At 41.6% G+C, this 13,353-nt stretch carries 15 protein-coding genes and 1 pseudogene; 5 read left to right on the forward strand and 11 right to left on the reverse strand.

The features are described 5' to 3' along the window. Positions 1-161: 161 nt before the first annotated feature. From IGJ28_RS04430 to IGJ28_RS04445, 4 genes and pseudogenes are all read right to left on the reverse strand, one after another. Complete coding sequence (locus IGJ28_RS04430) at positions 162-899, reverse strand: GntR family transcriptional regulator (protein ID WP_081131112.1); 738 nt, start codon at positions 897-899, stop codon at positions 162-164. A gap of 266 nt (positions 900-1,165) precedes the next feature. Further along, positions 1,166-1,300: pseudogene (locus tag IGJ28_RS04435) on the reverse strand (recombinase family protein); the annotation flags it as partial. A 245-nt stretch (positions 1,301-1,545) separates the two neighbouring features. Further along, positions 1,546-1,683, reverse strand: coding sequence for a hypothetical protein (locus IGJ28_RS04440; protein ID WP_438845211.1), 138 nt, complete (start codon positions 1,681-1,683; stop codon positions 1,546-1,548). A 249-nt stretch (positions 1,684-1,932) separates the two neighbouring features. Further along, on the reverse strand, positions 1,933-2,265 hold the full coding sequence (locus IGJ28_RS04445) for a hypothetical protein (RefSeq protein WP_113849053.1): 333 nt from the start codon (positions 2,263-2,265) through the stop codon (positions 1,933-1,935). Positions 2,266-2,437: 172 nt separating this feature from the next. Between IGJ28_RS04445 and IGJ28_RS04450 the strand changes: the two genes are divergently transcribed. Next, the gene (locus IGJ28_RS04450; RefSeq protein ID WP_081131114.1) at positions 2,438-2,770 is read left to right on the forward strand and encodes a helix-turn-helix domain-containing protein; all 333 of its coding nucleotides are present in this window, start codon (positions 2,438-2,440) and stop codon (positions 2,768-2,770) included. Positions 2,771-2,775: 5 nt separating this feature from the next. Beyond that, positions 2,776-3,240, forward strand: a complete 465-nt coding sequence (locus IGJ28_RS04455) for an ImmA/IrrE family metallo-endopeptidase (RefSeq protein WP_081131115.1) — start codon at positions 2,776-2,778, stop codon at positions 3,238-3,240. A gap of 221 nt (positions 3,241-3,461) precedes the next feature. Here the strand turns inward: IGJ28_RS04455 and IGJ28_RS04460 are convergent, their stop codons facing one another. The 5 genes from IGJ28_RS04460 to IGJ28_RS04480 all read right to left on the reverse strand — a co-directional run bounded on the left by IGJ28_RS04460 (position 3,462) and on the right by IGJ28_RS04480 (position 7,690). Then, on the reverse strand, positions 3,462-4,268 hold the full coding sequence (locus IGJ28_RS04460) for a metallophosphoesterase family protein (protein ID WP_081131116.1): 807 nt from the start codon (positions 4,266-4,268) through the stop codon (positions 3,462-3,464). Between the two features lie 3 nt (positions 4,269-4,271). Beyond that, positions 4,272-5,054, reverse strand: coding sequence for a phosphonate ABC transporter, permease protein PhnE (gene phnE, locus IGJ28_RS04465; RefSeq protein ID WP_003129305.1), 783 nt, complete (start codon positions 5,052-5,054; stop codon positions 4,272-4,274). Next, positions 5,051-5,830 carry a phosphonate ABC transporter, permease protein PhnE gene (gene phnE / locus IGJ28_RS04470; protein ID WP_113849052.1) on the reverse strand — a complete coding sequence of 260 codons (780 nt, stop codon included), beginning with the start codon at positions 5,828-5,830 and terminating at the stop codon, positions 5,051-5,053. Before phnE (IGJ28_RS04470) ends, phnE (IGJ28_RS04465) begins: the two co-directional genes overlap by 4 nt. Then, the gene (phnC, locus tag IGJ28_RS04475; RefSeq protein WP_113849051.1) at positions 5,802-6,593 is read right to left on the reverse strand and encodes a phosphonate ABC transporter ATP-binding protein; all 792 of its coding nucleotides are present in this window, start codon (positions 6,591-6,593) and stop codon (positions 5,802-5,804) included. Before phnC ends, phnE (IGJ28_RS04470) begins: the two co-directional genes overlap by 29 nt. Positions 6,594-6,766: 173 nt before the next feature. After that, a complete protein-coding gene (locus IGJ28_RS04480; protein ID WP_438845212.1) occupies positions 6,767-7,690 on the reverse strand; it encodes a phosphate/phosphite/phosphonate ABC transporter substrate-binding protein in 924 nt (307 codons plus the stop codon). Between the two features lie 193 nt (positions 7,691-7,883). Here IGJ28_RS04480 and IGJ28_RS04485 point away from each other — a divergent pair, with 193 nt between their 5' ends. Then, complete coding sequence (locus IGJ28_RS04485) at positions 7,884-8,555, forward strand: cyclic nucleotide-binding domain-containing protein (protein WP_438845213.1); 672 nt, start codon at positions 7,884-7,886, stop codon at positions 8,553-8,555. A 203-nt stretch (positions 8,556-8,758) separates the two neighbouring features. Here IGJ28_RS04485 and IGJ28_RS04490 read toward each other — a convergent pair whose 3' ends face one another. Then, positions 8,759-9,343, reverse strand: a complete 585-nt coding sequence (locus IGJ28_RS04490; protein WP_005469905.1) for a TetR/AcrR family transcriptional regulator — start codon at positions 9,341-9,343, stop codon at positions 8,759-8,761. A 115-nt stretch (positions 9,344-9,458) separates the two neighbouring features. Between IGJ28_RS04490 and IGJ28_RS04495 the strand changes: the two genes are divergently transcribed. Together IGJ28_RS04495 and IGJ28_RS04500 are read left to right on the forward strand one after the other, a co-directional pair. After that, positions 9,459-10,550, forward strand: coding sequence for an ABC transporter permease (locus tag IGJ28_RS04495; protein ID WP_003129298.1), 1,092 nt, complete (start codon positions 9,459-9,461; stop codon positions 10,548-10,550). Position 10,551: 1 nt separating this feature from the next. Then, on the forward strand, positions 10,552-11,259 hold the full coding sequence (locus tag IGJ28_RS04500; protein WP_113849050.1) for an ABC transporter ATP-binding protein: 708 nt from the start codon (positions 10,552-10,554) through the stop codon (positions 11,257-11,259). A 97-nt stretch (positions 11,260-11,356) separates the two neighbouring features. Here IGJ28_RS04500 and IGJ28_RS04505 read toward each other — a convergent pair whose 3' ends face one another. Beyond that, positions 11,357-13,222: a beta-glucoside-specific PTS transporter subunit IIABC gene (locus tag IGJ28_RS04505; protein ID WP_113849049.1), complete on the reverse strand. Its 1,866-nt coding sequence runs from the start codon at positions 13,220-13,222 to the stop codon at positions 11,357-11,359. Between the last annotated feature and the right edge of the window lie 131 nt (positions 13,223-13,353).

Here is a 13,353-nt window from a genome sequence, read left to right on the forward strand (position 1 = left end):
TTTAATACCAAAGAATAAGTTTATCTTCTATTCATTAGTTGCACACCATTTCTATCTTATATCATTGACCTTTATTGATGAACGATGGCTATTATATCTTATCGATAGATTGTCTATTTATTAGTTTTTTTGGTAAAACATGGTGTGGTCTTTACTGAAGATCAAAATTCAACATAGTATCGATATTGACTCCCAATATAATAGCAATCACTGATTTCTTTGTATTGTCCATCAGCTCGAGAAACCATCCGTACCCTTTTTAAAATTGCTGTATTTTCTGGAACCTCTAGAATGGCTTGAATTTCTGGTGTTGCATTTAGTGCTTCGACATACTCCTTACTTTCATTCATAACAATACCGAAGGATCTTAAATAATCATACAATGAACCGTAATAATCTTTACTATCTAATGAAAATTTTTCGGTGTAAGGAATATGAGTTACAAAGTATGCAAAGGCTTTTCCACCGTCGAGACCGCGAGTTCTTCTCAACTGAAGAACTTTAGACTTCTTTTCAACTCCTAGCTGCTGAGAAAGTTTTTCTGAAGCCTCAATTAGATTAACCTCTGCATGTAGAGTTCGAACTTTTTTCCCTAGCTCTTCCATTTCTCGCGTGAAGCTACGAACCATTGTATAATGATCTTTTTCAACAGAATGATCCGTAGCCAAAACAAACGTGCCTTTCGCACGTTCACGGTATAAACGTCCTTCGCGAACGAGTTCATCAATTGCCTTTCTGATGGTGATGCGACTAACTTCATATATTTTGCATAAATCTAATTCTGGTGGGATTTTCTCACCCTCACCCCATTCACCAGAGACAATTTTAAATCTTAAATCATCGGCTATTTGGCTATATAAAGGACTTGCACCTTTTTCTTTAGTTAATTTATCGTTCAAAATCTCACCTCATAAAAGTTTTATTGTTATAACAATAATATATTTTGACAAAAATATCAACCTTTGCAAAACATTGTGTTGAAAAATATTGATACTACAAGTTTAATAATGTAAAGAATATGAAACTACTAGACTGTAGATAAACATATTGTTAAATGAGGTTCTTTTTCTATGTAATAATTTGTACACAATTGATAAATTAGCCTATTTTTTTTTTAAAGAATCAATTCTTTCTTATTTTGATTCTTTTTACTTTCGATTTTTCCTTATTCTGAAAGCGTGCTATCACTGAATCCGATTATTGCTTCAACTTCTTTATATGATTTATCGGGATTAATTAATTCATAAACATGCCACTTTATTGGCGTACTGGTTGCTCTCGGGCAGCCTTCCTTGTAATCTTGTAATTCCGATTATTCTTTCTTTTAAAGGCTACAAGCGTATTTACATCGAGCTTAAATAATCGAAAAAAGTATTTCTTTTCTCTATAAGTTTCTTCATTGGAATCATCTTACAACCCTAAAGGCAGTTGTTCAAAAGCATTTAGTACCATTTTATTGCCTTAATGTTATAATTTATTTGCGAAATACGATAATCGGTACAAGTTACAACAAAAAGGGCCGACCTACCGCGAATAGGTCGGCCCTTATTTTGTGCTGGAAGCAACGGCTAGCGACTGTCCTAGAAGCAGCTTACTTTTGATGATTGTTTTCCTAGAAATAAGTTCTAGTACCAGTCCTATAAAGATTGACGCCATAATCAATGCAATAATTTGGTCAATCAAGAAAAAACACCCCTGAACTCATCCATCCCATAGTAAAGACTGCAACGTGCTCCTCGTTTATGGATAGCTTTTCCTCATAATCATTTACTTTACTACTGTTTCAGAATATCTTTAACCAGTTACTAGTTTACTTCTCTTTATTAGTGAAGTGGACTTGTTCTGCATATTCTTAGTAAAATGCTTTCCGATCCTTCACTTTATTCCCTGTCTTTCTTAGGAACGTATCCAAGCCTCTCTCCTCTATATCATTCATCCCTTTTGCTGATTCTGAACAGCTGTCTCTTTCAGTTGGCGGTTCTCTGCGGCTAAACGCTCCTGTTCACTACGGGCTTTTGCTAGTTCTGCCTGATAGATAATGATCTCTTCTTGGTGGGCTTTCCGAGCGGCACTTACGCTAGCTTCCAACTCATCCACTTTTGATTCTAGTTCGAGATTGAGCTTTTCATACTTTTCATATAAGATCTTGGCATTTTCTATATTGGTCTGCTCTAAGTTTGCTTTGCTCGACACCCGAGTAGCAAAGTAGGTTAGAACACCGGTAATCAAGGAAGGTAAAACGACTGCGGCAACTGTTGTATCCATAGATAACCCCTCTCTCATTCTCTTTTTGATACAAAATGTATCAACTAATTGAAGTATATTCGATACGATTCATATCGTCAACTAAAAAGATACATTGCATATCTTTATTCAATCAAATTAGATACACTTCGTATCTAATTGTGGTATACTGATCGAAAAAGGGGGGATCACCATGCTTGGTGAACGATTAAAAGCACTGCGGCTAGGAATGAATCAAACGCAGCAACAGATTGCTGACCATCTAGGAATCACCCGGGCCGCCTATTCGCATTTTGAAAACGATCGAAACGAGCCTGATGGTGAAACGATCGTGAAATTAGCTGAATTATTCCATGTCTCCACAGACTATTTGTTAGGACGACATGCCATAGGCAACTTCACCCAACCTTCAAAGCGGGTGCAAACAGTAGCTGCCCATATTGATGAAAATGTAACAGATGAACAAATGGAAGACATTCTGAATTATATCGACTTTATAAAACAGCGGCATGCCCAAAAGGACTGATGTATATGGATAAAGTTGAAGAACTAATGGCTGCATACCCAGATCTGCATTTTATTTTTGATAAAAATATGCCAGAAGGTCAACAAGGCTTATATATCGATGATCATATTTATCTGAATCCAAAACAATCGAAAGCAGACTTGTTAGGGACCCTGGGTGAAGAAATCGGACACTATTTAACAAGTGCAGGAGACATCACTGCACAAGATACCAATGAAAAGCGTAAACAGGAACGTAAGGCACGTGACATTGGTGCAGCGATCGTTGTCACACCTTACGATATCATCGCCTGCTTTGAAGAGGGCTGCAAAACGCTACTAGAATGCGCCTCTTTTTTAGGGGTAACGACGCGAACGCTCAAAGATGCGGTCTGTTACTATGCCCGACGCTTTGACGGCATCAAGACAGACAATCAGTATACGTTGTTGTTTCACTTAGATGGAACTATTGAGGTCATCAAAACCTTTTAGTTACTAGCTGTGAGCGTTGGGCTATATTTGGATCAGTGAAGACACTTCTTGATACGATTCTACAGCTTTACTATTTCTTAAATAACAAAAAACGGCACTGTGCCGTCACGTTCATAAACAGAGCGCTCATTAAAAGCTTTACGGTACATTCGCCACTCATCAGTGGTGCGCGGATGTACCGTTGATTTCTGTTTATTTCGATTGATGCACAAGGCCGTTTTCTATTCTTGGGTCATATCTACAACTTTCAGCAGTCGATTTGGCAAATAATTCTCAGAAGTCTGGTGGATCAATCTGCCGGATTCAAAACGATACAAATTATAGCCATACCGTTCTTCGAAGCGCACGATGCCTTGACCTTCATCTTCTCCCACAAAAGACATACTGGCGACAGTATAGTAAGGAATCCCTTGGATCTCACCGGTAAAGGAATGATGTGTGTGACCATTGAGGATACAGCGAATGTTATAGGAGGACAGCAAGTCCAGCAAACGATCCGTACCGGGCCACACCGGTGTCGTACTTTGATGTGCCAGTAAATGATGATGGGTCACTAAGACGATCGGCAGATTTTTTAATTCCGCTAACGTCTGTTGCAGCCAGTGGAATTGTTGTTCATCGACAACGCCATCAGAAGCTCCATAGCGGGAATTATCAAAGGCAACAATCGCCATATCTGAATAACATTTTACTTGATTATATGGCGACTCGGAGGCCGCTGTACCGCACCAGCCTATGTGAAAATTGCTTTTGATGTCATGATTGCCTAAAGTAACGATCATTTCGACATCGCCTAGCAGCCTACGCAGTTGTTCTTTCAAGTAACGATAGTCTTCCACGTCTCCATCCTCCGTCAAATCCCCACTGATAACGACGAGGTCAATCGTTGCTCGTTGCTGGGCATGGCGAAGACATTCTGTTAATGGAATCAATGGATTCTGCATGGCCGCCAACATGCCTTGATAGCCCTCTTGGCAGTCTGGGTATTGTCTGCGAAAATGTATATCTGATATATGCAATAAATTCATCTTTTATCTCAATTTCTTTCTTATGATTCCTGTTATTTGGTCTAAAGCAAAGACGGTGATCACTACACCGATCAAAATAATACTAACTTTACTCCACGTACGTGTTTGGATCGCAAAAATCAATGGTGCACCGATTCCGCCTGCACCAACTAAGCCTAGTGTTGCCGCACTACGCACAGCGATCTCAAAATGATTCAACGCAAAGGAACTATAGATCGGCATCAAATAAGGGACACGTACAAAAAACATTGTTTGCCAGAAATTTGCACCCACCGCCTGCATCTCTTCGGTCAGCCGTTCATCCATCGCTTCCATCTCTTCCGTAAACAACTTGCCTAGCATTCCGATTTGATGGACACCGATTGCCATCACACCGGCAAAAGGTCCTGGACCAACGACTTTAACAAAAATGATCGCATAGACCAGTTCTGGAAACGCCCGCAAGACGTTGCAAATAAATTTACCGATTTTAGCGACCCAAGGAGTTGCTGACCAGAGATTGGCCGCACTCAACAATGTGATGGGAATGGCTAAAACCGTGGCGATCATGGTTCCCAAGCAAGCGATGCCGATCGTTAATAACAGCAGACTAAATAAATCTTCCCCGCTGCCGTCATAGAAAAATGACCAGTCTGGCTGACTCAGTCCTTTCAACACATCTCTGCCCATTGCCAGTGAAAAAGTGCTTAATCCCGAATAGTCTAAGTCCATTGCAGACAACAGGAACAGGACTACGAATAGTCCCCATAGGAGCCACGTTTTTTTACTCACTTCACGAATCATCATAGAAAGGACCTCCTTACTCGTTCACTTAATTGGTCAACGATGGCCACAGTGACTAAAATCGTCAAAATAATGATGGAAACTCGTTCATATTTCAGCAATGCCAAAGACGAATTCAAAATGACGCCGATCCCCCCAGCCCCTACATAACCTAGGACTGTCGAAGCACGAACATTGACCTCAAATGCATAAAAGGTATAGCTGGCAAACTGACTGATGACTTGAGGAGCTACTGACCAGACTGCAATCTGCAATTTGCTGGCCCCGACCGCCGCCGCAGCTTCGATCGGACCAAAATCGATTGTTTCAATTGCTTGGAACATCAACTGAGAGACCATCCCAAATGTAAAGACAGCAATCGTCAGGACCCCTGTTGCTTCTCCAATCCCAAAGATAGCAACAAACAATGCTGCCAATAATAAGTTAGGAATCGTCCGAATCAAGCCCAATAAAAAGCGAAAGATCGTCGAAAGCCAGCGATTTTCAGTAATGACTGTCGTAGCCAAGAAACTGACCGGGATCGCTAGACAGACACCGATGACCGTTCCAACTAAAGACATTTCCAATGTTTTAAGCATGGGCGAGACTAATTTCGGTAAATAGCTAAAATCCGGATGCAAGAAACGCGCAAAGAATGCTGTTACTTGGCTGGAATTTGACCAGACTTGCGCAAAGTCAGCCCCTGTGATCCATGCACTGCTTTGAAAGCAAAGAATTAAGAAGAGCAAGATCAGCAGGTTCTTGTACCACTTAAAGTGAACGGTCTCTTTCAATTTCATGGGTTTCTCCTGCCTTTTCTTCAAAAATCGCCTTGCCATAAATCTGTTCCAGCCGTTCATCTGTCAATGCTTCCGGCACACCATCAAAAACAACCGCTCCCGCTTTCAAAGCAATGACTCGTGTGGAGTAAGACCGTGCTAGCGGGACGGAGTGAAGGTTGACAATCACTGTTTTTTTCATTTCTTGATTGATTTTTTTCAAATCCTGCATGACTTTCTCTGTCGTGATCGGGTCCAGTGAAGCCACGGGCTCATCTGCCAGAATGATCGGTGCTTGTTGCACAAGCGCTCTTGCTATTGAAACCCTTTGCTGCTGACCGCCACTCAACTGATCGCTGCGGGTCTGCAGCTTATCCAACAGACCAACCGTGGCTAGTGCTTCTTTTGTTCGTTGATAGTCTTCTTTTGTAAATAATCCTAAAATACTTTTCCAAGTTGAATAATACCCTAAACGTCCAGATAAGACGTTCTTTTGAACGGTACTGCGTTTGACTAAATTGAAACTTTGAGAGATCAATCCGATTTGACGACGGATCAATCGTAATTCTTTCTTGCTTGCCTTAGTGATCGAGGTCTCATTAATGCGGATATCCCCTTCAGTGATCGGCACTAAACGATTGATCGAGCGCAATAAGGTGCTTTTCCCTGCCCCACTCAGACCGATGATTGAGACAAATTCTCCCTCTTCGATCGTCAAATTAATGTTTTGTAGTCCTTTGACCCCGTTTGGGTATACTTTGGACACATTTTCGAAAATTATCATACTTCTTCCCCATCTTTATAAGCATTGTGACACGGATCATACCAAAAGAATGAGAGACGAAGGAATACTTTGGTGGGATCGCTCTCGTTTTCACTATATCAGCCGCTCTCGCAAAAAGATCTGCACCCTTCGTCCAATCATTTTTCTGTTATTCCTTGTCGCAGCCCATTGTTTTACTCGGCTGCTTTTTCGGTATATTCACGGATCGTATCATAAGCAGAAGCAGCTGCTTCTTCATATCCTTGATGTCCCCACAATGACATCGCTTCTGCGCCTTCTTCGTCATCTTTCATGTTCAAGAAAACATCTTTGATTTCTTTTTTCAAGGCATCGTCCATTTTTGGTTGGACCGCAATAGCATCGTTAGGAATATCCCCTTCGGTCAGATAAAGTACTTTGAGATCTTTAAACAAATCATTGTCTGCAAAGCTAGAAGCAAAGACATTTCGCGCACCTTCGAAAACAAACGCAGCATCCATTTGACCATTCAAGACTGCTGTGATCTCACTTGGAATATCATTGACTGTTGTCAAAGTCGCTTCGGTGGTAGGATCTACTCCGGCATCTTTCATTTCAGCAACTGGATAGATGTATCCACTAGCTGAGTTAGGACTTAAAGTAGCGATCTTCTTGCCTTTCAAATCAGTCAATTCATTCAATCCGCTGTCTGCACGAACTAAGATCTCCCCTTTGAAAGTGTTTGTCAATTGACCTTCTAACGGCAACCCCGTTTCTTGATCATAATCCCCTAATTGCGAAGTCAAAATGGCTTCAGCAGCGTCCATATCTTTTGCTTGGACATAGGCAGCTGGCGGCATGATCCCGATATCTACTTGACCAGAAGCCATTGCTTCAACGATCGTTGAGTAATCCGTAGCCAAGGTCACATCCACCTGACGATCTAGCTTCTTTGATAAATATTCAGCGAAAGGTTTTGCTTTTGCTTCCATCGTCCCATCGTTGTTGGTCGGTACGAACTGCACCACTAATTTTTCTTTTGCTGCATCCTCTTGTTTTGAATTGCCACTGGCACAGCCAGTTAAAGCAACAGCCAACATAACTCCCATGATCCCTTTAGCAACCTGTTTGAAACGCATTTTTATTCCTCCTGTGAATGTTTTCTACTACGTGTAAATCATACCAAATAACTTCAGATTAAGAAGTGACACATGTCCTATTTTACCTTATTTTTACATACATTTTACATATAATATTAATTATCGTTCGTGTTGAGGCGTTGTTGATTCTACGCTATAATAAAGAAAAACCTCCAAGGAGTGGTCCTTCTCCATGAAAAAGATCCATGATGCGCAACAGTTGTCTGCTTATATCGACACCTTTTCTTTGCAAAATTATTTAGATGCGTCGTTATCTGACATGGCGGTATTACACTCTTTCGACAAAGATGAGCACTTGATCCAGACAGGGACCGTATCCGATTATCTCTACTTCCTTGTGGAAGGAACCGTGATGGTCTACTCGTACCCTTCTGATACCCAAAATATCTTTATCGATTATGCCAAACCCGCCACTCTTTTAGGCGAAGCGTCCTCTTTATGGGAATTATTGCCAAAAAGCAGTGTAAAGGCCGTGACACCTTGTATCTGCGTGTGCATTTCTTTGAATCGCTATCGTTCTGTTTTACAACAGGATGTTCGGTTTTTGCAGAACATTTGCCAACTCCTCAGCTCACGGCTCAATTCAGGGATCAACTTAGCCAATTCCCTCACTGAGCCAGTAGAAACTCGTTTAGCAAAATTCATTTTGCTTCATGAAGAAAAAGGGGTGTTTACGCATCAGTTGACGACTTGTGCTGCTGTCTTGAATGTTAGCTATCGTCATCTCTTACGAACGATCACAAATTTCCGTGAGAACCGCATTTTAGAAAAGCAAAAAAGCAAGTATGTGATCCGTGACCGCTCTGCTTTAGAAGTTCTTGCTGAAAATCTCAGTCATTCCTGAAGATTCTAAGGATCTACGTATGGAGAACCTTCTGTGTGGAACCGCAATTGCCAAAGTCTATTTCTTTAAGTTGTGATTCAATGTCTTCTTTCTAACTACAGATACTGACCTAAGCTATCTCCTCTAAAGTTGCCTTGACAGATAGCATGTTAGTCATTTCAATAAAACAGCCCTTCAGAAAACCATCATTCTGAAGGGCTGTTTTATTGAATGCCTTGCTTTAACCATTTGACTTTAAATGCAAAATCCGTCAACAGTTCATTGCTTGTCCATTGATTGGCGTAAGCATCTGTTAAGCTGTCAATGACCAGTTTCATCGAGAAATAGAGAAAACTATCGGCCTCTTTTTGACTTTCGATCCGAAATTTATTTGCTGTTAATACTTTTTTCCAAGCTGCCGCGCCATGAGGATCCTCACTGCGATATGAAAACAAATAACTATTCTGGATCAATAGCTGCAATTCTTTGTATTCCTCACTATCTTTGCCATATTCTAACGCTTCAACTAAAAAAAGCTCCAATCCTTTGAAAAAATCCTGCTGATGTTTCCCAATTTTTCTTAGGATACGGCCATGAACTTTGTTTGCTGAGTCATGGATCAAGTAATCATAAGCATCATTCAAATCTTCAAAATACTTATAAAAAATTCCCCGAGACATCTGCAGTGCTTCAACGATCTCACTGACTTTCACCTGGCTAATCGGTTTGTCAGAAAAAATCTTCAGCAAAACGTTTCGCACAACTATTTTTTTCTCAGGAGGAAGATTATTAAAAGTCGCCTTAGGCATAAGCCGCAGTCCTTTCTTTGAATTCGTTGCTTTATTATAGCATAGATGGCCGAAATTAATTCGGTGACAAAATGTCACCGTTAAGGTATAATGGATTTCGAAAGGGGAAATCATTATGTATTTAGCTTGGAAAGAAATCCGCTATGCCAAATTACGGTATAGCTTGATCATTGGCATCATGGTATTAGTTGCCTATGTCGTATTTATGCTTTCTGGATTGGCCAATGGTCTGTCAGATGGTCACAAGAAAGCAGTCGCCGACTGGGGCGCTCAGACGATCGTACTATCCGAAGATAGTAATAAGGTCGCTAGTGCTTCCATTCTGACTCGCGGGGATTTATCCCGCGTGGAAGCAAAAGAAAAAGCCGCAGTTGGTCTGGCTTCTTCTGCAATCTCCCATAAAGGAAAAACCGAAAAGACCAATATCTCCGTCTTTGGTGCTGAGGCCGATCAATTCGTTGTCCCAAAAGTGATCGACGGCCGAAACTATCGCTCTACAAATGAAGTGATCGTTTCAGAAAACCTTCTGCCAGAGGGGTTTGCCTTAGGGGATCACATTCAATTAGGCGGCGATGATCAAGTCTTTACGATCGTGGGCGTCACGAAAGCAACGACTTACAGCGTGGTCCCTGTGCTTTATCTCAACCTAGATGCCTATGCTCAGCTTAAATATGGTAATCAAGAGTTTGATCAAAGCAACGGCCCTATTTCATTGATCGCTACTAAAGAGCCGAAATCTGACGTCAAACTCATCCAATCAAAGGATCAAACAAAACTAACGGCATTGACTTTTGATGATTTTGTTGAGAACTTGCCTGGTTATTCTGCCGAAAAATTGACGTTGAATGCAATGGTTTACTTTCTATTTGTAGTGGTAGCAGCAATTGTCGGGATTTTCCTCTATGTGATGACATTGCAAAAAACAGCCCTCTTTGGTGTATTGAAAGCACAGGGAGTTTCTACCGGCTATCTCGTTCGTTCCATCGTGGGACAGTCATTGATCGTAAGTATTGCTGGCGTTTTGATTGCTTTTGTTCTCAGCTATTTGACTAGTCTAGTATTGCCAGCTGCGATGCCGTTTACAGTCAATTTACTACAGTGGTGTCTTTATGGCATGGTTCTGATTTTTGTCTCGATCATCGGTGGTTTATTCTCCATTCGAACAGTCACAAAAGTCGACCCGATTACAGCGATTGGAGGCGAATAAGATGGCACAAACAGTCTTATCTATGGAACACATTACAAAAACATTTGGTTCTGGCCATACCGCAGTTACCGCTCTAAAAGGAATCGATTTTTCAGTGACAGTCGGTGAATTCGTCAGCATCATTGGACCTTCTGGATCTGGCAAAAGTACGTTCTTAACGATTGCCGGCGGACTACAACGCCCCTCAGAAGGTAAAATCATCATTGGTCAGCAGGACTTTACTGATTTACCTGACAAAAAACGATCTGCTGCCCGTTTCAAAGAAATCGGCTTTATTCTGCAAAGTTCAAACCTCGTTCCTTTTTTGAAAGTCAGTGAACAGTTTGAGTTTGTAAACAAGCTGAACAAAGACAACCAAAAAGAAGCAGCGTCTCTTTTACGTTCCCTCGATATTTGGGAGCTCAGAAATAAATTCCCTAAAGAACTCTCAGGAGGCGAACGTCAACGAGTAGCAATCGCACGCGCATTGTTCAATGATCCTTCACTGATTTTGGCAGACGAGCCGACGGCCAGCTTAGATTCGGAACATGCTTTTGATGTTGTCAAATTATTGGCTAAAGAAGCGCATGAAAAACAAAAGGCGATCATCATGGTAACCCATGATCCAAGAATGACCCAATGGAGCGATCGGGTCTATCGCATGCAAGATGGACTTTTAGTCGAAGAATCCATCAACCCGCACACTTCATCAAAAACTTCAGAAGAATAACTAAAAAAGCTATCCAAACATAGGGACTCGCGACTGCGATGTTCCTTCCGTTGGATAGCTATTTCTATTACAATTCACTGATTAAGACGCACCAGGTTTATTTGATGATTGCTAAGAAATCTTCCCCTTGCAAGACGTCTTCTTGATTCATATCCAACACATCTAAATAGTTCGGCGTATTCGTAACAACAATTGGCGTAACGGTTGAATACCCGGCTTCTTTGATTAGGGAAAGATCAAATTTGACTAATAGATCACCTTTTTTCACTTGATCCTCTTGTTTGACAAAAATCTCAAATCCTTTGCCCTCAAGCTCAACAGTATCCATTCCAATATGCATCAAGATCTCTACCCCATCTGTCGTTGTCAAACCAATCGCATGTCCTGTTGGAAATAGCGTAGTAATCGTCCCGTCAGCAGGCGCGACTAATGTACCGTTTGCTGGATCGATGGCAATCCCTTTGCCCATTGCTCCAGATGAAAAGACTTGGTCTTTCACTTCATTCAGTGGAACAACTCTACCAGCCAATGGACTGCTTAATACGACCCGCTCATTGGTAGTGGATGGTGCAGGTACTTTTGATTTTTCTGTATCTGTATCTGCGGGATTCGGTTGATCTTCAAAGCGCAAAACAAAAGTTAAGACAAAAGCTGCGCCAAAAGCAACGGCCGTTCCAATCGCAGCGGCAATCAAACCACTCATATCTTGTGTGTCTTGAGGGATAAAGGATGGTAAGCTCAAGAGACTGACTAAACCAAAAGTATAGTTCTTAACTTGACTGAAACCGACGATTGCACCACCGATCGCACCACTAATACATGCAGCAATAAACGGTTTTTTCAATGGCAACGTTACTCCATATACAGTTGGTTCCGTGATACCAAACAATGACGTGATCGTTGATGAAAGAGCCAATCCTTTCAGCTTGACGTTTTTGGTGATAAAGAAGACGGCTAGTGCTGCTCCACCTTGTGCCAATACAGCTGGCAATAGCATCGGCACCATTGTATCAAAACCAAATTGTGTCAAGTTCACCATCGCAATCGGCACAAAGCCCCAATGCATTCCAAACATCACAAATACTTGCCATAATCCCCCCATGATTGCTCCAGCAAGAATTGGGCTGAGATTATAGATTGCATCATAGCCGCTGCCTAACAAGTTCCCAACGATCGTTCCCAATGGACCCACAACGATAAATGTCACTGGTGCCATGATCAAGAAGACAGCTAACGGCACACAGATGATCTGTAGGAAACTAGGAATCACCTTTTTAAAGAAACGTTCCACATAGCTTTGTAAAAAGACGGCCAAAATGATCGGAATGACCGAGGAGGTATAGGCGCTGGCCCCAATGATTACTGGAATACCTACAAAACTCAATGTTTGTCCTGCTAATTCTGTGATACTTGGGTGAACAAGTGCCATGGCCAAAGAAACAGCTAGAAATTCATTGGTTTTAAATTTTTTCGCTGCTGTAAAGGCCAACATCACAGGTAAGTAAGTAAAGAGCCCATCAGCAATGGCATACCAAACCGTGTAGACGCCAGAATCGGCCGCCAGCCAATTCATCGTCACTGCTAATGTCAGAAATCCTTTGAGAACCCCGGCCCCAGCCATTGCGCCTAAAAATGGGGTAAAGATCGATGAGATGATATCGATCAATTGATTCAGCGGATTTCCTTTTTCAGCAGATTTTTCTGATTCGCCATCAAAATTGGCGACCCCTGTTAGTTCGCGATAGACATCACTGACATGGCTGCCGATGACGACTTGATATTGTCCGCCACTTTGTACGACTTGGATCACGTCATCGTCTTGATTCAACCGATTTGTATCCGCTTTCCCTTCGTCTTTTAGTTTGAAACGCAAGCGCGTCGCACAATGGACCACACTGTTGACATTTTCTTTGCCGCCGACCGCATCCAGGACGCGGACTGCTATTTCTTTGTTTGTACTCATTTCCAAACACTCCTTTTTTAATAAAATAAAAAACCCAGATTGAAAAAACACGGTTAACAAGCGCAAACTTGCTAACTGCTGTCTTTTCAATCTGGGTCTTGCCTGCTGTACAGTAACAATCCGTTAATGAT

The organism is Enterococcus sp. AZ091 (assembly GCF_051714805.1).
In the GTDB taxonomy this organism is placed as follows: domain Bacteria; phylum Bacillota; class Bacilli; order Lactobacillales; family Enterococcaceae; genus Enterococcus_D; species Enterococcus_D gallinarum.